This window comes from Microcoleus sp. K4-B3, from assembly GCF_036704615.1.
Classification (GTDB): Bacteria; Cyanobacteriota; Cyanobacteriia; order Cyanobacteriales; family Microcoleaceae; genus Microcoleus.
Window position 1 is genome coordinate 25,762 of the sequence record NZ_JAUBSF010000041.1, and the last position, 19,125, is coordinate 44,886.

Consider the following 19,125-nt stretch of genomic DNA (forward strand, 5'->3'; position numbering starts at 1 on the left):
CATTGATAAATATTTTAATAAGCAGAAAGTATAACTGCGATTATCGCTAACAAAACAGCAAGCATTTGTGGTAATGCAATAGCCTCTTTCAATAATAAAGATGATAATAATATAGTAATCAGCGGGTAGATAGACGTAACACTCACTACATTGGCAACTTCACCTTTGCCAAGGGCTATAAAAAATACTAATGATGCCACCGTGCCACAAACGCCAACTAAAATCGCAAACAAAATTCCCCTAACATCTCCCTCAAAACTAAAATTATTAGTGTGGAAAATAATAAATAAAGTAGTTAAAATAGCGCCAATAGCTTCATAAACAAAAGCAGTTTTGTAGTCAATATATTTAGTCGCTAAATTGCCAAAAAATCCCCACAAACCATATAAGAGCGAGCAGATTAATGCGTAAATTAACCAATCTGGTACTTTAGCCATGTTTGTTAGAGTTTATTGAGATCATTCTAAAATCCTATGGCTAATGACATTCGACGCTTGATTCCATTTTTTGACCCCAGCGCGTCTCAATGGGCCGCTGAGGCCCGGTGGCTGAGGTGGCTGACTTTTCTGTGGCTGTTTGTCGGGCTGACAGCATTGTTTTCGGCTTCCTATCCGATCGCAAATTATGAATTTGGAGACGGCCTTTATTATTTTAAACGACAGCTAATCGCAGTGGCGATCGGGCTTGCAGGTTTTAACTTGATGGTATACTCCCCCCTGCGTTACCTGCTGAAAACAGCTCAGTGGGGAATTTTGTTGCTGCTGGGATTGCTCTGGTTGACCTTAGTTCCGGGAGTGGGAACCACCATCAACGGGGCGACTCGCTGGATATCTCTGGGCCCGGTTCCGATTATTCAACCTTCTGAGTTGATCAAGCCGTTTTTCGTTCTCCAAAGCGCCCGCATTTTCGGCAACTGGCCCCGGTTGACCAATAAAGTTCGCTTTACTTGGCTGGGAATTTTCGGCGCAATGCTGTTGGGAATTTTGTTGCAGCCGAATTTAAGCACCACGGCTTTGTGCGGGATGACTTTGTGGTTAGTGGCTTTGGCGGCGGGCTTGCCTTACTTGCAGTTGGGCGCAACGGCTATGGGGGGAATGCTTTTAGCAGTTTTAAGTATTAGTTTTAGGGAATATCAGCGCCGCCGGATTATGTCTTTTCTCAATCCTTGGGCAGATCCGATGCAAGACGGCTATCAGTTGATTCAAAGTCTGCTGGCTGTGGGTTCTGGGGGCATTTGGGGTGTGGGTTTGGGGATGTCGCAGCAAAAATTATTTTATCTGCCGATTCAGTACAGCGATTTTATTTTTGCTGTGTTTGCTGAGGAGTTTGGTTTGGTGGGAGGTTTCTCACTGTTGCTGATGTTGGCGGCTTACACTACGGTGGCTTTGAGGGTGGCGACGCGGGCCCGGAATATTGAGTCTCAGTTGGTGGCGATTGGGGTGATGGTGGTGATGGTGGGACAGTCGCTGCTGAATATTGGGGTGGCGACGGGGGTTTTGCCGACTACGGGTTTGCCGCTGCCGTTTTTTAGTTACGGGGGTTCTTCGATGTTGGCGAGTTTGTTGTTGTCGGGGTTGCTAATTCGGGTGGCTAGGGAGAGTTCTGAGGCTGATGTGGTTTCTTTGGACGGCCTACGTGGAAAGTCTGGAAAGCCGAAGTTGCGATCGAACAACGGCACTTCACAAACCGAATAATTTGTCAATAGTAAACACACCCGATTAACTGGTTCCCAGGATCTGCCTGGGAACCAATACCCAGAAGAATAGCCTCGATTCTTGCTGGGACAAATTGGAGGCGGAGCCTGTGGATCTGCGTTACCAGGCAGAGCCTGGTAACGAGTAATAGCAAATAAAAACTAACGATCGACTATTTCCGCCCGTCACCCTTATTTGGCGGTTCTTCTTGTTGTTCTTGAGGTTTAGCTGTGATGTTAGCTAATTCTTTTTTGTCTGGTTGCGGTGTTTCTGGAGTTGAGTTAGCCATTGAGTTTTTCCCTAAATAGATGCAGCGCTTAATTATATCTTTTCCGGCTACAAATGTGTTGCTGTAGATAGATAGGGGGAGGAAAATCAAGACAGACAATTCTGATGCAATTCGATTTTGGCTTTAATATTAGACAGCATTATGTAGATGCAAATGGCTGTCGCTTGCTATACTGCTGGAGGGTTGCAGCCAAACAAATCGGAGGCGGACGCAAAAACACCATTGTTAAGAATTAAATGCCGAGATGGCGAGCTCGAACGATTAACCCTTGCTGCTGCAATTTTCCCAGCATTCGCGTTACTGTTACCAGAAAGAATTGGTTTAAAGCCCCAAGCCCGATCGGGAGAAATTAAAAGAAGACTATTTATTAGTCCAATCCTCTTCCTTCCAGTTAGAGGTCGCTATCTTGCCGTCAACAGTCAACAGTCAACAGTCAACAGTCAACAGAACTGCGTCGTGCAAATCGCATTAGCAATATCTTGATGTGTCAAGCGGATATTCAAACCAGAGGCCTCTCAAAAGTTATGAAACTGCAAAAAATTGGATTGTCGGGACTGATCTCAATCTTAGCGGCGCTGACTGTAGGTGAGTTTCGGTTTATCCCTAACTCTCAATTTAAAATCATCAATTCTCAGGCCTTAGCTCAAACCCAAGCTCAGCGGAAAGCCGAAGCAGACCGACTGTCCGACCAAGGGCATCAGCAGTATCAGAGTGGTCAATTTCAAGCTGGATTACAGTCTTGGCAACAGGCACTAATAATTTATAGGGAAATTAAAAACCGCCAAGCTGAAGGGTGGGCTCTCGAAAGTCTGGGACGTGCTTACAGTCACCTCGGCGACTACGCTAAAGCGATTGAGTACGCTCAGCAGCAGTTGGCGATCGCACGAGAAATTAAAGACCGCCGAAGTGAGGGAGTAGCTTTGGGAATTTTGAAAGAAGCTTACTATTATCTAGGCAACTACGCCAAAGCCCTTGAGTACGCTCAGCAGCAGTTGGCGATCGCACGAGAAATTAATGACAGCCGAAGTGAGGTAGAAGCTGACAGAAATTTGAGAAGTGCTTACGATACCATCTACAACCTCGACCGCTACGCTGAAGAAATTAAGTCCGCTCAACAGCAGTTGGCGATCGCACGGGAAATTAATGACCGCCAAAGCGAGGGGAAAGCTCTGGGAATTCTGGGACTTGCTTACAGTGACCTCGGCGACTACGCTAAAGCGATTGAGTACGCTCAGCAGCAGTTGGCGATCGCACGGGAAATTAAAGACCCTCAAGGTGAAGCAGTGGCTTTGGGAAATTTGGGACTTGTTTACCGAAACCTCGGCGACTACGCCAAAGTTATTGAGTACGCTCAGCAGTTGTTGACGATCGCACAAGAAATTAATGACCGCCAAAACGAAGGGATAGCTCTAAGAAATCTGGGAGATGCTTACATAAACCTCGGCGACCACGCCAAAGCCCTTGAGTACGCTCAGCAGGGCTTGGTGATGGCACGAGAAATTAAAGACCGCCAAAGTGAGGGAAGAGCTCTGGGAATTTTGGGACAAGTTTATTATTCTCTAGGCAACTACCCCAAAGCCCTTGAGTACGCTCAGCAGCAGCGGGCGATCGCACGAGAAATTAATGACAGCCGAAGTGAGGTAGAAGCTAACAGAAATTTGAGCCGTGCTTACGGTTCTATCGACAACCACTACGCCAAAGATATTGAGTCCGCTCAGCAGCAGTTGGCGATCGCCCGCGAAACTAAAGACCGCCAGAGTGAGGTAGAAGCTTTAGGAAGTTTGGTAAGGTTTTATATGATTCTCCAGGACTCCGCCAAAGCGGTTGAGTACGCTCAGCAAGGCTTGGTGATGGCGCGAGAAATTAAAGATCGCCAAATTGAAGGAGGAGCTTTGATAGTTTTGGGAGAAGCTTACATATACCTCCGCGACTACGCCAAAGTCATTGAGTACGCTCAGGAGTTGTTGCCGATCGTCCGCGAAATTAAAAACCGCCGAAGTGAGGCAGTAGCTTTGGGAAATTTGGGAATTGCTTACGTAAAGCTTGGCGACTACGCCAAAGCAGTTGAGTACGCTCAGCAGTCGTTGGTGATAGCCCGCGAAATTAAAAACCGCCGAATAGAGCGATCGGCTTTGGGTAATCTGGGAGATGCTTACCGTAACCTCGGCGACTACGCCAAAGTGATTGAGTATGCTCACCAGCTTTTGGCAAACACGCGAGAAATTAAAAATGAGGGACAAGCTTGGAATGATACGATGTTGGCTTTCTATGAGGGAGCAGCATTGAGTAATCTAGGATGGGCTCTCTATACATCTGGCAATCTTACAGGAGCCGAGCAAACCCTACTAGATAGCATCAAAGTTTCAGAATCTTACTCACCCGGGTCAGGCGATGCCTCACAAGTGGCAATGTTTGACGAGCAAGCTAACTCCTATGTCAACTTACAAAAAGTCCTCATTGCCCAGAAAAAAACTCAGGAAGCGTTAGAAATTGCCGAGCGGGGTAGAGCCAGAGCTTTTGTCCAGTTATTGGCATCTCGTCTCGCCCCATCTGCCTATTTCCGAATTCCTATCAATCCGCTCAATATCCAGCAAATTCAACAAATCGCTAAAGAGCAAAACGCTACTCTCGTCGAGTATTCAACTATTGGGAATGAATCCATCTATATTTGGGTAATTAAGCCGACTGGTGAAATTACCTTTCGCTCAGTTGACCTCAAATCTCTTAACATCAATCTACCCGAAGCCAGCGAACAGACAAGAGTATCTGCTGCTCTCGGGACGAGAGGATTAAACGAGCAAGATACAGCCTTAGCTGAGATGATTCGCGGCACTCGCGAGGCTCTGGGTGTATCGGCGGGGGACACTGCCAATCGACAAGCGGCTAATCGCCCTGCTTCTACCCCTGCTAATTCTCGCATAATCTACCCCAAATTACAGCAAAGTTATCAACTACTGATTCAACCCATTGCCGATCTTTTACCTACTGACCCGAATGCTCCTGTCATCTTCATTCCCCATCAATCCCTGTTTTTAGTTCCCTTTGTCGCCTTACAAGATCCGACAGGTCAATATTTGATTGAAAAACATACTATCCTCACCGCTCCCGCCATTCGAGTTTTGCAGTTAACCCACCAATCACGGCAAAAAGTCCGACAACTTTCTCTCCTGAATAACTTAGTTGTAGGCAATCCAATTATGCCCAAAATTGGCACCCCGCCGCGCCAATTAGCTCCTTTACCGGGCAGCGAACGGGAAGCAATTACAATTGCCCAACTTCTGAATACTAAACCGATTACAGGCTCTCAAGCCACTAAAGCATCGATTACTCAACAGATGCTAAAATCCCGGATTATTCATCTGGCAACTCACGGATTACTCAACGAAGTGAAGACGCGAGATTTACCGGGAGCGATCGCCCTGGCTCCATCAGGAAATGATGACGGATTGTTGACTTCGAGCGAAATATTGGATTTAAAATTAAATGCTGAATTAGTGGTATTAAGTGCTTGCAATACTGGCAGGGGAAAACTGACAGGCGATGGCGTGGTTGGGTTATCTCGTGCTTTAATTAGTGCTGGAGTTCCCAGTATTATCGTTTCTTTGTGGTTTGTGCCCGACGATCCGACAGCGGAATTAATGGCAGAATTCTATCGCCAGTTACAGAAAAACCCGAATAAAGCTCAAGCTTTGCGGCAAGCGATGCTGATGACAATGAAGATGCACCCAACTCCGCAAGATTGGGCGGCGTTTACGCTGATTGGCGAAGCAGAATAAGATTTTTTTCTGCGCTTGCTACACTGCTTGAGGGTTGCAGCCAAACAAATCCGATGTGGACGCAAAAACACCTTTATTAAGAATTAAATGCCGATCGCCATCTCGACTGATTAACCCTTGCTGCTGCAATTTTCCCAGCATTCGAGTTACTGTTACCCGCGTCGTGCAAATCGCATTAGCAATATCTTGATGTGTCAAGCGGATATTCAAGCGAGTGCCTTCAACCACAGGCTGACCGAATTCCTGTTGCAATAATAGCAGTAGCTGATACAAACGGTCATCTACTCGCCGCTGTCCGGCGATCGCTAAAATTGCTTCCATTTGCCGCAGCCGCCGTACCATTTGAGGCAACAACTCGTGAGCCAATTGAGGAGAAGCTTCGATTTCCACCATAGAATACCACATCAAATAAATATCTGATGTCGCCGTAGCTCGGTAAGTCTGCAAGCTTGTCAACCACAAACCGAAGCACATCGAAGGCCCCACCCAGCCCAAAAGTCCTTCTTCCCCGGTTGGATAAAGGGTACTCAGTTGGACTAAACCTTGACAAACTCGCCAAATACCTTGCGACATCAGAGGAATAGTTTCCCCTTTTGCATAAAAATGCAAGTTCCGAGTCGCTCCGGTGTCATGCTGGAGTTCTGCTAAAAGTGCTTTGGAAGTTGGCAGCATATCTGTTATTTCCAGCTAAAAAATAGTTGTCTGAGACCTACGGCTCTGACTCTAGCCCACCAAGGTAAAGGCTGGGTAATCGTTCGGTTAGGGAAAAGATAAAAATTTGTTATTTGTTATTTGTTATTTGTTATTTGTTAGGAGAATTGTGTTAATAAATAGTCTGTCAATCAGGATTTAAGACAAAAAACAGCGAAGTTGTCAAGTTCGATCGCACTTCCAGGCCCGCCGAGTCAACTGCTGCTATCTGCTGCCACAATTTTCAAGAACTTCTAAAATAGTTCAAGAAGGTATCAAAAGACAAAGTAAGGTTTTTCATGGCCGATCAATTAATTCGCGCTACAGCCGCAGAGGGCGGAATTCGCGCTGTGGGCGTCATTTCCACCCGCCTCACCGAAGAAGCAAGACGGCGGCACAAGCTCTCCTATGTGGCTACAGCCGCCCTCGGCCGCACGATGTCGGCGGGGCTGCTACTCGCCTCCAGCATGAAACGCCCCGAATCGAGAGTCAACATTCGCATCAAAGGAGATGGGCCCCTGGGCGGACTTCTGATTGATGCGGGACTGGATGGAACGGTTCGAGGTTATGTGGACAATCCCGGAGTGGAATTGCCGCCGAATGCTCAAGGCAAACTCGATGTCGGCGGGGCAATAGGCAACGGTTATTTGTACGTGGTGCGGGACGTTGGATACGGCTTCCCTTACTCAAGTACGGTAGAATTGGTTTCCGGCGAAATTGGCGACGATCTGAGTCACTATTTGGCAACATCGGAGCAGACACCTTCGGCTCTGGTTTTGGGGGTGTTTGTGGGGGCCAGCGGGGTGCAAGCGTCTGGGGGCGTGCTGTTGCAGGTTCTGCCGAAGGCGGCAACGGACGAAAAACTGGTGCAAACTCTAGAATCTAGAGTAGCTGCACTGTCGGGTTTTACGCCGCTGCTGCGATCGGGCAAAACGCTGCACGAGATTCTCGAAGATTTACTGGGAGATATGGGCCTGGAAATTTTCCCGGAAACTCAGATGGTGCGCTTTCACTGCGGCTGTTCGTTCGATCGAGTTTTGGGAGCTTTGAAAATGTTGGGCGAAGCGGAACTGCAAGACATGATTGAAAAAGATGGCGGGGCTGAGGCTACGTGCCATTTCTGCAACGAGGTTTACCAGGCTAGCAGCGATCAGCTTGCGGAACTGATTGGCGATTTGCGATCGAACTCCGGTTCTTGAGATAATAATTGGTAATTGGCAATCATGAGTGCGAGTTAGGGATAAAGGCCTTGACCAATTGCCAATTACCCCTTATCAATTACCTAATCACAAAATTTTGATTTTTGCGGTTTGGCGATCGCCTCTTGTAGTCTTTCGCCTGCAGGAGTATTGAAAAGTGATGAATACATTCTATAGAGCAGTCAATAGCAGCGATCGCTGTTTTGAAATAATTAAGACAGGCTGGTTGTTGTTTGTGGTGAGGATATGAGTCAAGAGCGCAAAACACCAGGCCGTTGGTCTGCATCAGAATCCTTGGAGTCAACAAAGGATTCTTCGTCGCTGGTGCGGGTACCAGCAAGGAAAAACCGGGCTGAACGACTTAAAGAGCTCCGAGAGTTGGTTACTTCGGGAAAACTGCCGGGAGGGCATTTGGAACTACCGCCGAATTTGTCTGGGGAAAACTCGCAGCCGCTGGGGGAACCCAATCAGTTGTGGCGGAGGTGGTCGAATAAGTGGCAGTTTTGGCTGGCTGTGAGTTCGATCGTGTCGGTGGGTATGGGGTTTGTGGCACTTGCGTCTTTGCTCAACCTGACCTCGCAGTCGAATTGCTCAAAGATTTTTTGGCCGACGGCTTCTGCTAACGATCGCTTTTTTTGCGCTCAAGAAGCAGCAAGCAAGCGGACGGCGGATGATTTGCTGTTAGCGATCGAATTAGTGAATGCTTTGCCACAAGACCATCCGCTGCGGCCGAGAATTAACGGTCAAATCGATCGGTGGTCAGAGGATATTGTCAGGTTGGGAAATGTTAGTTTCCAAGAAGGAAAGCTGGAGGAGGCGATTGCGATCGCTCGCAAGGTTCCTAAAGACGTTCCCGCTTACCCGACGGTGGAAAAGCAGATTGAAAAGTGGCAGTCGATATGGAGCGATGCAGAGAAAATTTACCGCACGGCCCAAGACCACTTGCGTAAGGAAGAGTGGGCGCTGGCTTTCCGCCAAGCTACTCTGCTTTTGGATTTGGGAAATACTTTCTGGGAATCAGCTAAGTACGAGGAATTGACTAAGCTAATTCAGACGACTCGGGCTGAGGGCAATAAGTTGGTAAAAGCCCGGAATACAGCCTCGGAGGGAGGTCTCGACAATCTGGTGATGGCGATTAAGCTGGCTCAGGGAATTGGTCAAAACAGTTATTTGTATCAAGCTGCCAATAAGGCGATCGCGGAATTTAGCAAGAAAATTATGGAGATCGCCCAAAAACGCTTGCAGGCAGGCGATTGGCAGCAGGCGACCGCGATCGCTAGCAAGATTCCCGACGCTGCAAATTTAAGGGGACAAGTTGAGGATTTTAACCAGTTGGCGAATGCTACTGCTCAGGCTTCAACTGGCTCTGTTGAGGGTTTCTCAAAGGCGATCGAGATTGCTCAAAATTTGAATTCGGGCCGCCCTTTGCACAAACAAGCTCAAGATTTAGTCGGCCGCTGGCAGCAAGAAATGGCTGATGTGAAAGTTTTGGATTTGGCAAGCAGGCTGGCGGCGCCGGGAGGGGTCAAGGATTTGAGGGCTGCGATCGCGCAATTGCAAACAGTCCCGCAATCAAATCCCCGCTCTGAGGAAGCTCGCAGTCAAATTAGCAGCTTGAGCCGTCAAATCGAGCTGCTGGAAGACAGTCCGTATTTGCAAAGGGCGAACGATTTGGCGAGTACGGGCGATCCGAATGCTCTGGAAGCGGCCGTTGCTCAAGCTTCTCGGATCGCTAGAGGTAGGGCCCTTTACGTGGAAGCTCAAACCAAAATTCAAGCTTGGATCGAGAGGAGACAGCGGCTTGTTGACCAGCCGTTTTTGGATAGAGCTCAGCAGCTAGCTGCGGGCGGCAATTTGGCGGGGGCAATTGAGATGGCCCGCCGGATTCGATCGGGACGGGTGCTTTATGAGGAAGCTCGATCGAACATTCGGACTTGGGAGGCTCAATTTCAGGGCGAGCAAGGTTTGCAGAACGCCCGTCAGGCCGCCCGAGGGGGGACTGCGGAGGCTCTGCAAACGGCTATTGCGCTGGCCCTTGAGGTGCCCGAGTCGAGTTCGCTCCGGTGGCAGGCGAGTGAGGCGATTGATGAGTGGAGCCAGCGGATTTTGGCGCTTGGTGTGGAACAGTCGTCGTCGGATCTGGCTGGGGCGATCGCGACTTTGAAGAAAATTCCCTCGGGCACTCGGGCTTTTGAGCAAGCTCGATCGCAAATCGAAGTTTGGGAGGAGTCGCTGAATCCTCCGGATGCTGAATCTCCCCCTCCCGATCCCCCGGAAACCGAGCCTCCGAGCAGCCCTCCGAGTCGGTAAATTTGAGGGTGAGAAGCTGCTAAATAATATCTTTAGTTATCTGTATCAGGGAACCAAAAATGAAAACGCCCAAGCAAGCGATCCAAGACTGGGTTTCTGCTTATAACGCTCGTGACCCTCACGCCCTGATCGAGCTTTATCACGACGATGCAGAGAACCATCAAGTTGCCTTTGGCGATCCTCTAAACGGGCGTGAGGCATTGCTTGAGAGTTTTGTTACCTTCTTCCAAGCCTTTCCAGACAATTACACGCACGTTGAGAATTTGTTTGAGGATGGCGAGTGGGCGATCGTCGAGTGGACTGGTGGCGGCACATTTCTAGGTGAGTTTGGTGGCAACCTACCAACTGGCAAAAGTTTTACGCTGGAAGGCTGTGGCTTCTTTCATGTTGTTGATGGCAAAATCCATTTTCAACGCGGTTACATAGACAAGCAGACTTGGTTCATGCAGCTTGGGCTACCGATATCATAAGCTTCCAGTTGTGCAACTGTACAATTATTTCGCATCAAGTCTTTGCTGGCTAAAACCTGCGTTGCAGCTAGATACTACCGAAAATAGGCTAACTCGCTTGCTCAACATTGGGCGGGGGGTTTAAACCCCAGTCTCACAGCTTGCATTCGGTTAAAACCGGCTAAGAATTCATCAATTGCCACTGGATTTGACAAGATATCCTTAATAGTTAATCGCCAACATTTAAAAATTGGTAAATAAATTCTTTGTATTCCTCTTTCACGGGCAGCTCTTCATCGACTTTGAGTCGCCGCCGCACTGCCACAATTTCTTTGCGTTCGATCGGGTTATAACCTGGTTTATCGTATTTTTCCCAATACAATCCCGTTCCCCGGCGCTGCCAAGCCGGCAGTTCGTTAAAGTTAATTCCGTTTTGAAACAGCAATTCATTTTTGAAAGCCACTGATTGTTTCTCTAATATAACTGCTGCATTTTCACCCGTTTCGCCATTTTTTCGCAGCATCCAATAACTCCAGCCATTCAAAGCGCAGCGCGCTGCATCTGCTTGGCGCCATAGAAAATAATCTATTACTTGCGATTTGTTGGCTGCGGAACAAATGCGGCTGTCAAAATTGACTGCTGTTTGGGCGGCGCGAGTGAAAGTTGCACTGGCAATACTGGCAGAAATAGAGACAATTTTTTCTAAGCTGCGGTCAAATAAATCCCAATCTGGAGGAAACAAAACTGAGATTTCGTCACTTTCGGTATAAGCGTAAATGCCGTCTAGTTCTGACAGGAGTGCTTTGGCAGTTTCCACCATTAATTCGTGGAATTTTAAGTCGAAAGGCTTATCAAAACTTGAGGAAGTAAATTTGGAAAAACTGCGACCGTCGGCGCGAATTACTGTGTGAGTTCCCGGCAATAAACGCAGGCTGTGAAAATATTCAAGCTCGCGCATTTTTTTTTCAAATGTCTGATTGTCCATGAATAACTTCCTCTGCGGGCCAGGTTTTTACTTCAAAGGTAAAGTTTTCTGCTATGCGGGCGGAAAACAGCCGTTCAAACCCTTCGGCGTAACTGGGCAACACCATTTTTTTTAGAGTAGCATAAATTGCTATGTCTGGAACTTGAGATTTGCCCGATCGCTTGTGATTTCGAGCTAAACAGTCGCTGACTATTGATTCAAAGTAGTAACCGATGATTTGGGCATTATAGGTGCGACCGATATCAATCAGCGACTTGCGATCGAGAACTTCGGGATTGGTGTTGTCAACTGCGACTGAATGACCTGCTTGCAGTGCATTTTCAATTAATTGAATTTGTCGGCGCGATTTATTTCTATTGCTTCGCATTAAATCTTTGCTGACCAAAACGTGCGTGGCAGCTAAATAGTCGCGGAAAAATGTGCTTTTTCCCGATGCTTGCAATCCCATTAAAATGACTAATTCCAGAGCCTAAACATCCGCCGGATTCAGGTGCATCATTGCCCAAGTGGTGTAAGTGCCGATCGGACTCCAAAGTATGTAAGGCAGCAATAACAGGGCTGCGGGCTCCGAAACTTGCAAAACAATTAAAGCTAGTATTACGCTTAAAATAGCGCCCGTTCCGCCGATTATTGTGCCGACTTTTAGGCTACGCAATTTGCACATAACGGGCGTGTAAGAAATAGTCACTATTTCTAAAAGCAGGTACAAACCCATTCTCAGCCAAGTCTCCTGAGTTCCGGGTTCTTTTTCCCAAACAATCACTGCTGACCAAGCGGCACAAATAAAAATTACTGTCCAAATTAGGGGAATTACTTTTTCAAATACTAGCCATCTCGGACGCTGCAAGCGGTTGAACCATTGGATGTCGCTGGGCGCGATTATGTTAGCGGCTAAAGCTACTACAAAGGCGACGCCTCCAATTACCATCCAGGATTTAATCATTTCTTTACCTTGGGCGAGGTTGACAGGTTCAATTCAGCAGATATTATCTCTAATTTGGGCGATCGCGCAATCTGTCCCTAGTTATATTAGGTTGGGTTCAGTCGCGACACCCCACATCAGTTGAAAAGTCATTTAGACTTCTGGGAAACCTCAATTTATTTTCTTCTATTCCACTTCATAATATAAAAAATGTGACTCTTGCTCCCTCCCCTTGACAAGGGGAGGGTTCGGGTCTGCTTTTCAGTAAATTTGACCAGTAAATTGAACAAAAAGTCTCTTAGTCTTTCAAAAAAATCGGCGACTAGCCGAGCCGATGATGCTGTTCTAATTCTAAACTAGAGTCATCCTCTTTTTTGGGAACCAGAAGCGTATTTTCGCTGCTCGGTTGCAACACGGCTTTAATCACTTGGAGAAAACGGTTAGGCTTTTTAGTTTGACAGTTGAGAGTGCGGCGGTCTTGCACTTTTTTAGAAAGGTGCCGCATCACAGATAAATCGAGTTCATCTATGAAATGGTCTGCTATACGTTCTCCCATTAAATCAATAGCTTCAGCATACTGCTCGGTCAGGGTTTCTATGGCATCGTATGCTTCGTCAGCAACTTGACTTGCTACTGTTTTATTTTGGTCGCCTGATGTCTGGGAATTGGTGCGGCGCCGGTCTAAAAGACTTTGGTAGTCAGCAATGCTCATTCCCAAATTGTAAATATGGTGGTGAGCGTGATCCATCAAATCTACTTCGCTGGGATAGAAGAAACCGCGAGTGCTGTTGATGCCGTGCAGTTTTGCCCAACGTCGCAGATTTGTCTCATCTGGCAGTTGGTATCGCTCCAACATTTGAGCTGTGTTCAGCTCTACTTCTGGCGTAACTTTGAAATCGCTCATCGGTAAATCCTCGCTGGTGAGTAAATAAATAAAATTGAAACTTAGAATCTGTGATTTGCGTACAGTCTGAAAATGACGATCGATCGTTTGACGGCATTCACGGAAGTCTTGCGGGCATTTGCTAGCCGTCGATCGTGCGATCGTTAGATGGAGTCAGAGGATTTCAGGGTACTTTTGGGCTTTGTCTCGATCGCATCCGGGAGCTAGCACACAGGGTTAATAATATAGCTGATTTAAGGTTTTAACAACCGTTAAAAATAGTAAAGTTTGATTTTTTAGCTGGAAATTTTAGTAATGTTGAGCTATAATATTCTCAATTACCGTGCAATTAGTAATTTTAGTAGTTGCAAACGAGATTCTTAGTATGCCTGTATACGATTATTTTTGTCCCAAAAACAACCAGCAGTTAGAAGTTTCGCACAGCATGAACCTGGAAGTTTCGACTTGGGGTCAACTGTGCGAGTTGGCTAAGTGCGAACCCGGGGAGACTCCTGCTGATGCTCCGGTACGCCGGCTGCTGAGCGCTCCGAGGTTGATGAAGCCGACATCCGACACCGATTATAAAAATTCGGGTTTCAGCAAGTACGTGAAGCGGGATGAAGGGGTTTATGAAAATGTCACGGCTAAGGACGGTGAAAGCCGTATTGTCAATCGAGATGGCAAGCCGATTAAAGACTGAAAATCCACAATAATCAAGTTTTCAGTTGGGTGAATTACAGATATTGGGTAGGGACACGGCACTGCCGTGTCGTGCCTTTTATTCGATTGAAAAGTGCTATATTATTCAGATCGTATTATGCCGATGCAGAGGGAAACAATACCAGCGACCGGACATAATATTATTAGCCAAACCAATCTTTCATTTTGTGTTGGGCTTGTTCTTTAGTATCAGCATTAATGTAGACTGAAACAGTAGCTATTGCCGCCAGCAAAACTCCCAAATCGTCGGTAAATCCGATGCCGACTAATATATCTGGAATCGCATCGACAGGAGATATAAAATAAGTCAGAGCTCCAACTACAACTCCTTTTGCCCAAGCAGGCACGTTTGGGTTCTGAGCCGTATAGTAGAGAATCAAAGATTTTTCAACTACTTCTATTCCTGCGGTTAAAGCAAAATTTTTAAGTTTAACCCAAAAACTTTCATCGGAGTATTTCATATTAGAATCACTGAGGTTAGTCGTGGTTCTTTTTGGGTCAATTAAATCGAGAGGGATGCCCTTATTTTTGAGCTGGGAAACAGCAGAATTGAAAGATGCTGATGCCTGATTTTTATTAGGCGCGCCCTCCCGTATTTGTTTCATGTCTGCGATGAATTCCTGCATGGCTTGGATTTGCAAGTCGGAAACCGCCAGCAGTTTTTTTGCGGATTGGATAGCCTCGCTTTCTGCGGGATGCAGCGTCTTATTTGCCCCTGCAATGTTGATTAAAAAATACATGACTCCCAAACGCAGCGGTTCTTCTGAGTGGCTGAGTGTTTGCAAACAGTCGCTGAGTGAAGGGGGAGTGGCTGTGTAGGATTGGATTTGAGTCTTTGCAGAGTCAGAAAACTTGTCTAAATTTATGGTTTTAAACAACAAATCTAGTTCGTCAATATCAACGGAACCATCGGCGGCTGCGATCGCAAACAAAGAACCATAAAAAGCTAAAAGTTCGCTTTCTGAGGATGTGGCAAAAATATCTCTCTCGGACATGATGCTACTCCGATTGATAACGACGCTTTGCATTTTACCACAAAACTCAGATCGAAATGATTTCGGCACTGGCATTCAAGGGCTGCGGAAACCGGCAATAATTTTAGAGAGGATGACACAATGGAGAATTTTTTATGAAAGTTGCGATCGTCGGCTGCGGCTATGTGGGTACTGCGACAGCCAAACATTTACGCGGCAAATCTGATTGTACCGTGACGGCGACAACTACGACGGCGACGCGAGTAGTTGAATTGGAGGGTGTCGCGCAGCGGGTGGCTGTGCTCAAAGGAAATGACAAAGAGGCAATGACGGCTGTATTGCAAGAACAAGATGCTGTTATGCTGTGCGTAGGTGCTCCAAATTCTCAGGCTTATCGGGAGAGTTATTTAGAGACTGCGACAACTTTAGTATCGGTTTTACACCAGATACCGACAGTAAAGCAGGTTATTTATACGGGTACTTATTCTGTGTATGGCGATCGCCAAGGTGAATTGGTAAATGAAGATTCACCCGTTGCGCCGGCTAATCCAAACAGTGAAATTCTAGCAGAAACGGAACGGATTTTATTAGCAGCATCTAGTCCCAATCTTCACGTCTGCATTCTCCGTTTGGGAGGAATTTATGGGCCGGGGCGAGAATTAGTTAAAATCTTTGGACGTTCGGCTGGGAACACTCGTCCTGGTAGGGGGGAAGATGCTACTAATTGGGTGCATCGCGATGATGTTGTTGGGGGGTTAACCTTTGCTTTGGAAAATCGATTGCAGGGAATTTACAATTTAGTCGGGGATGTGTCGCTATCTAGTGGTGAATTGCTCGATCGCATTTTTGAAGCTCACAATTTGCCGCCCGCTTCTTGGGATGGAAGTCCTAGCGTGCGGCCTTATAATGCGAGGGTGTCGAATCTAAAGATTAAGGCGGCTGGTTATCAGTTTATCCATCCTGAAATTAGGGAGTTTTAATAGTCCTGGGCGCAGCACCTAATTATGTAGGGTGCGCACTGCGCACCTTGCTAGAGAATATTATATTTTCCCTTTAACCCAAGTTCTAAAGGATTTCAGCAAAGCAATTTCTCCTATCGTTTGAGTGCGACTGAAAAACCCAGCCATTTCTGCTACCGATACAAAGGGAAAAGCAATACTAAAGTCGCGCTCAATATATTCAGTTTCTACCAACTGATAAAATTTCAAAACTCGCCCGTTATATAGCCAGAGTTCCGGGACGCGAAGTGCGGAGTAAATGGCAAACTTATCAACTGAACTGCTGGTAATATCTATTTCAATTGCTAAGTCGGGCGGTGGGGCAGTTTCTAAATCTAGTTCTTGCCTGCCTCTAACTGCTGCTTCATTTTGGATATAATAACAGTTATCTGGTTCTATGCCTTTTTTGGCATTTTTGAGTTTGAGAGTAGTTGAGCCAGCACTTTTAATTTCAATGTCGAGTTCTTCTGCTAAAGCAAGGATGAAATTACCGAAATTGCTCTTGTAGTTCTCATGTTCAAATAGTGGCGCCATAATTTCCAGTCTCCCTTCATCGTAAGCTATGCGATAACCTCGCTTATCGCCTATTTCTTTGAGCAACGTTTCAAAGGTCTGCCAGCTAATGTTTTCTAGCAGTGTTCTCTGTTCGGCTAAACTTGAAGTAGTAGCAATCATCTCAAAATCTCCTTGAGCTGAGAAAACTCTAGTTTTATTTTACCACAGGCCCAGATACTATCAAAAAGGGGGTGCTTTTTTGAACCGCAGATGCAGGCGGATTGACGTGGATGAACGCAGATGGAGGAAAGGGCGATCGCTAGATTAAATAATTATCTCGATAGCGATCCTGTGCCATTTGTCGTGCTTCAAATTCATTCCATTGCTGGATATGTCGTAAAGTTTCTACAGTTGTCAATTCATCGGGAATTTGTGTACCTATTATTTGATTGATTACTTCGGCTATTACCCGACAACAGCTTTGTGGCCAACAGACTACTTGCTCCTCAGCAAATCTAATGACTATCCATCCTTTTTCTAAAAATAGTTGATGGCGCTGATTTTCTTGGATAAGCACTTCGTAATTTTTAGGCTCACCGGTTTCATCGTGATAAGGTTTATCAATTGTTATATCAATACGTAAATTTGTTGGTCGATCAAAATAAGAAACTTCTATACAGTAAGGTTGATAGGAGTTAGATTTTTGGATAATTAAATTGTTATAAATTTTATCTTGAAATAATTGCTGTAAGTTCTTATAAAATTTACTTTCAATCCACTGACACTTTGTACTGACAATTCTACCTTCAGGAGGGACGGTTTTTATGATAATGTCTTTAATTATCTGATAGCGATACTGTTTTATTTTTTCCGGTTTTTGGGATTCTGCTATCTGCCGTTTATGCTGAATCTCACGCTTTTGCCATTCTGCCAACAAATCTTTATAATCGCACATTTGTTGCTTGTATTGATTAAGTGTTCGTAAATAATACATTTGTTGTTGCCCGAAGTTTAAGGCAGTAACCAAAATTCCACCTACAGAAATATAGAAACTAACGATAATATTTCTACTGGCAATCAGACCGATAGTTGCAAAAGGAATAATTAATGGAAGAGATTTATAAAAAAACAAAAGTACATCAATTGGTTGGGGCTTATAACTAGGAGGTAAAGGTTTTGGTTCACTAAATTTCCATGTGAATGGAACTGCATCCATAGCTTGAATAACAGGGTCGGGCATGAGGATAATAGGATATTGATTCATGTTTTTTAGTGGTTGTATTATTAAACTATAATACTCAACTATTTTCACGAGATATTGCGCTCGGCAAAGGCCAACAATGTTCTAACAAGGTGGGCAAATACCCACCCCACAAACTTATCCCATAATCCCACCAAAAAAGTCGATCGTCTCTTTCAACGCTTTGACAAACACATCAATCTCCTCGCGAGTATTGTAAAAATACAAACTCGCCCGCGCCGTAGATGAAACGTTCAAATAGCGGTGCAAAGCTTGCGTGCAGTGATGCCCGGAACGAATCGCGACTCCCTCCTGATCTAACATGGTAGACAAGTCTTGAGGGTGAATTTCTCCCGCAGTAAATGCCGCCAAAGCTGCTCTACCTTCGCCCTTGCTATCTGGTTGTGGCCCGTAGATTTTAATCTCTGGAATTTGCCGCAATTGTTGGAACATATAAGCAGTCAATTCAGCTTCGCAAGCGTGAATCTTATCCATGCCAATGTTACTAAGATAATCGATAGCTGCACCGAGGGCGATCGCTTCTCCGATTGCAGGCGTGCCGGCTTCAAATTTGTGCGGCAAATCGGCATAGGTGGAATAATCGAGAAACACGTCAGCAATCATCTCGCCGCCGCCGAAAAACGGAGGCATTTCTCTCAGCAAGTCCAGCTTACCGTACAGAAAACCGATGCCAGTCGGAGCGCACATTTTGTGACCGGAAGCAACCAGCCAATCGCAATCTATTGCTTGCACATCTACTATCATGTGCGGCACGCTTTGGCAAGCATCTATTAAAACTTTCGCGCCGAAACTGTGGGCAATTTCGCAGATTTGTTTAACAGGACTGATGCAGCCCAAAGTATTAGAAACGTGAACGGTTGACACCAATTTAGTTTTATGGGAAATCAGCGTTTTAAACTGTTCCACATCAAACTCGTTAGTTTCCGTTAACTCGACAAACTTCAGCACCGCACCGGTTCTTTGAGCCATCATTTGCCACGGCACGAGATTGCTGTGGTGTTCCATCACCGACAAGATAATTTCATCTCCGGCTTGCAGATTGCTCAAGCCCCAAGAATAAGCAACCAAATTAATTGCTTCGGTGGCGTTGCGAGTGTAAACAATTTCTTGCCGCGACGCCGCATTTATAAAAGCAGCAACTTTGTCTCTAGCACCTTCGTAAGCATCAGTCGCTTTGGCGCTGAGAGTGTGAGCGCCGCGGTGCACGTTTGCATTGTATTGTTCGTAGTAATCGCGCCAAGCGTTGAGCACAGCTAGGGGTTTTTGAGAAGTAGCTGCATTGTCTAAATAAACTAGCGGTTTACCGTTAACTTTTTCATTCAAAATTGGGAAGTCGCCGCGAACTTTTGATGCAAGTGTTTTTTCTTGAATAAGTGTCATAAATTTCATAAGTTAGTATTGTTGCTGATTCTGGGCGGGCTAGAAGCCCACCCCACAAGAATATTTATTTTTGTGGAACAGGCTTCGACGCTGTTGCTGA

Annotated in this window: 18 protein-coding genes; 8 read left to right on the forward strand and 10 right to left on the reverse strand. The window is 46.0% G+C overall.

Annotated elements, in window-relative coordinates; all coding sequences use genetic code 11:
* Positions 1–14: 14 nt before the first annotated feature.
* Positions 15–437, reverse strand: a complete 423-nt coding sequence (locus QUA78_RS17935) for an EamA family transporter (RefSeq protein WP_333302093.1) — start codon at positions 435–437, stop codon at positions 15–17.
* 36 nt (positions 438–473) lie between these two features.
* Between QUA78_RS17935 and QUA78_RS17940 the strand changes: the two genes are divergently transcribed.
* From QUA78_RS17940 to QUA78_RS17950, 3 genes are all read left to right on the forward strand, one after another.
* Positions 474–1,694, forward strand: a complete 1,221-nt coding sequence (locus QUA78_RS17940) for an FtsW/RodA/SpoVE family cell cycle protein (RefSeq protein ID WP_333302094.1) — start codon at positions 474–476, stop codon at positions 1,692–1,694.
* 442 nt (positions 1,695–2,136) lie between these two features.
* A complete protein-coding gene (locus QUA78_RS32920; RefSeq protein ID WP_445302455.1) occupies positions 2,137–2,466 on the forward strand; it encodes a hypothetical protein in 330 nt (109 codons plus the stop codon).
* 41 nt (positions 2,467–2,507) lie between these two features.
* Entirely contained in the window at positions 2,508–5,759 is a 3,252-nt protein-coding gene (locus QUA78_RS17950) for a CHAT domain-containing protein (RefSeq protein WP_333302095.1), read from the forward strand.
* Positions 5,760–5,777: 18 nt separating this feature from the next.
* Here the strand turns inward: QUA78_RS17950 and QUA78_RS17955 are convergent, their stop codons facing one another.
* Complete coding sequence (locus QUA78_RS17955; protein ID WP_333302096.1) at positions 5,778–6,431, reverse strand: Crp/Fnr family transcriptional regulator; 654 nt, start codon at positions 6,429–6,431, stop codon at positions 5,778–5,780.
* 317 nt (positions 6,432–6,748) lie between these two features.
* Here QUA78_RS17955 and hslO point away from each other — a divergent pair, with 317 nt between their 5' ends.
* From hslO to QUA78_RS17970, 3 genes are all read left to right on the forward strand, one after another.
* Entirely contained in the window at positions 6,749–7,648 is a 900-nt protein-coding gene (gene hslO, locus QUA78_RS17960; RefSeq protein WP_333302097.1) for an Hsp33 family molecular chaperone HslO, read from the forward strand.
* Positions 7,649–7,894: 246 nt separating this feature from the next.
* Positions 7,895–9,958, forward strand: a complete 2,064-nt coding sequence (locus QUA78_RS17965) for a hypothetical protein (RefSeq protein ID WP_333302098.1) — start codon at positions 7,895–7,897, stop codon at positions 9,956–9,958.
* Between the two features lie 59 nt (positions 9,959–10,017).
* Entirely contained in the window at positions 10,018–10,428 is a 411-nt protein-coding gene (locus tag QUA78_RS17970) for an ester cyclase (protein ID WP_333302099.1), read from the forward strand.
* A 208-nt stretch (positions 10,429–10,636) separates the two neighbouring features.
* On the opposite strand, the gene QUA78_RS17975 is transcribed toward QUA78_RS17970, so the two are convergent.
* The 4 genes from QUA78_RS17975 to QUA78_RS17990 all read right to left on the reverse strand — a co-directional run bounded on the left by QUA78_RS17975 (position 10,637) and on the right by QUA78_RS17990 (position 13,218).
* On the reverse strand, positions 10,637–11,392 hold the full coding sequence (locus QUA78_RS17975; protein ID WP_333302100.1) for a tRNA(His) guanylyltransferase Thg1 family protein: 756 nt from the start codon (positions 11,390–11,392) through the stop codon (positions 10,637–10,639).
* Positions 11,373–11,840: an AAA family ATPase gene (locus QUA78_RS17980; RefSeq protein ID WP_333302101.1), complete on the reverse strand. Its 468-nt coding sequence runs from the start codon at positions 11,838–11,840 to the stop codon at positions 11,373–11,375. Before QUA78_RS17980 ends, QUA78_RS17975 begins: the two co-directional genes overlap by 20 nt.
* 21 nt (positions 11,841–11,861) lie before the next feature.
* Positions 11,862–12,335: a TspO/MBR family protein gene (locus tag QUA78_RS17985; RefSeq protein WP_333302102.1), complete on the reverse strand. Its 474-nt coding sequence runs from the start codon at positions 12,333–12,335 to the stop codon at positions 11,862–11,864.
* Between the two features lie 301 nt (positions 12,336–12,636).
* A complete protein-coding gene (locus tag QUA78_RS17990; protein ID WP_333302103.1) occupies positions 12,637–13,218 on the reverse strand; it encodes a hypothetical protein in 582 nt (193 codons plus the stop codon).
* Positions 13,219–13,582: 364 nt separating this feature from the next.
* On the opposite strand from QUA78_RS17990, the gene QUA78_RS17995 reads away from it, so the two are divergent.
* Entirely contained in the window at positions 13,583–13,897 is a 315-nt protein-coding gene (locus QUA78_RS17995; RefSeq protein WP_333131828.1) for a zinc ribbon domain-containing protein, read from the forward strand.
* A 163-nt stretch (positions 13,898–14,060) separates the two neighbouring features.
* Here QUA78_RS17995 and QUA78_RS18000 read toward each other — a convergent pair whose 3' ends face one another.
* On the reverse strand, positions 14,061–14,912 hold the full coding sequence (locus tag QUA78_RS18000) for a DUF1232 domain-containing protein (RefSeq protein WP_333302104.1): 852 nt from the start codon (positions 14,910–14,912) through the stop codon (positions 14,061–14,063).
* Positions 14,913–15,046: 134 nt separating this feature from the next.
* On the opposite strand from QUA78_RS18000, the gene QUA78_RS18005 reads away from it, so the two are divergent.
* Positions 15,047–15,871, forward strand: coding sequence for an NAD-dependent epimerase/dehydratase family protein (locus QUA78_RS18005; protein ID WP_333302105.1), 825 nt, complete (start codon positions 15,047–15,049; stop codon positions 15,869–15,871).
* Between the two features lie 60 nt (positions 15,872–15,931).
* Here QUA78_RS18005 and QUA78_RS18010 read toward each other — a convergent pair whose 3' ends face one another.
* From QUA78_RS18010 to QUA78_RS18020, 3 genes are all read right to left on the reverse strand, one after another.
* A complete protein-coding gene (locus QUA78_RS18010) occupies positions 15,932–16,564 on the reverse strand; it encodes a Uma2 family endonuclease (RefSeq protein ID WP_333139912.1) in 633 nt (210 codons plus the stop codon).
* Positions 16,565–16,703: 139 nt separating this feature from the next.
* Positions 16,704–17,648: a hypothetical protein gene (locus QUA78_RS18015; RefSeq protein WP_333302106.1), complete on the reverse strand. Its 945-nt coding sequence runs from the start codon at positions 17,646–17,648 to the stop codon at positions 16,704–16,706.
* 114 nt (positions 17,649–17,762) lie between these two features.
* Positions 17,763–19,025, reverse strand: a complete 1,263-nt coding sequence (locus QUA78_RS18020; protein WP_333302107.1) for a SufS family cysteine desulfurase — start codon at positions 19,023–19,025, stop codon at positions 17,763–17,765.
* Between the last annotated feature and the right edge of the window lie 100 nt (positions 19,026–19,125).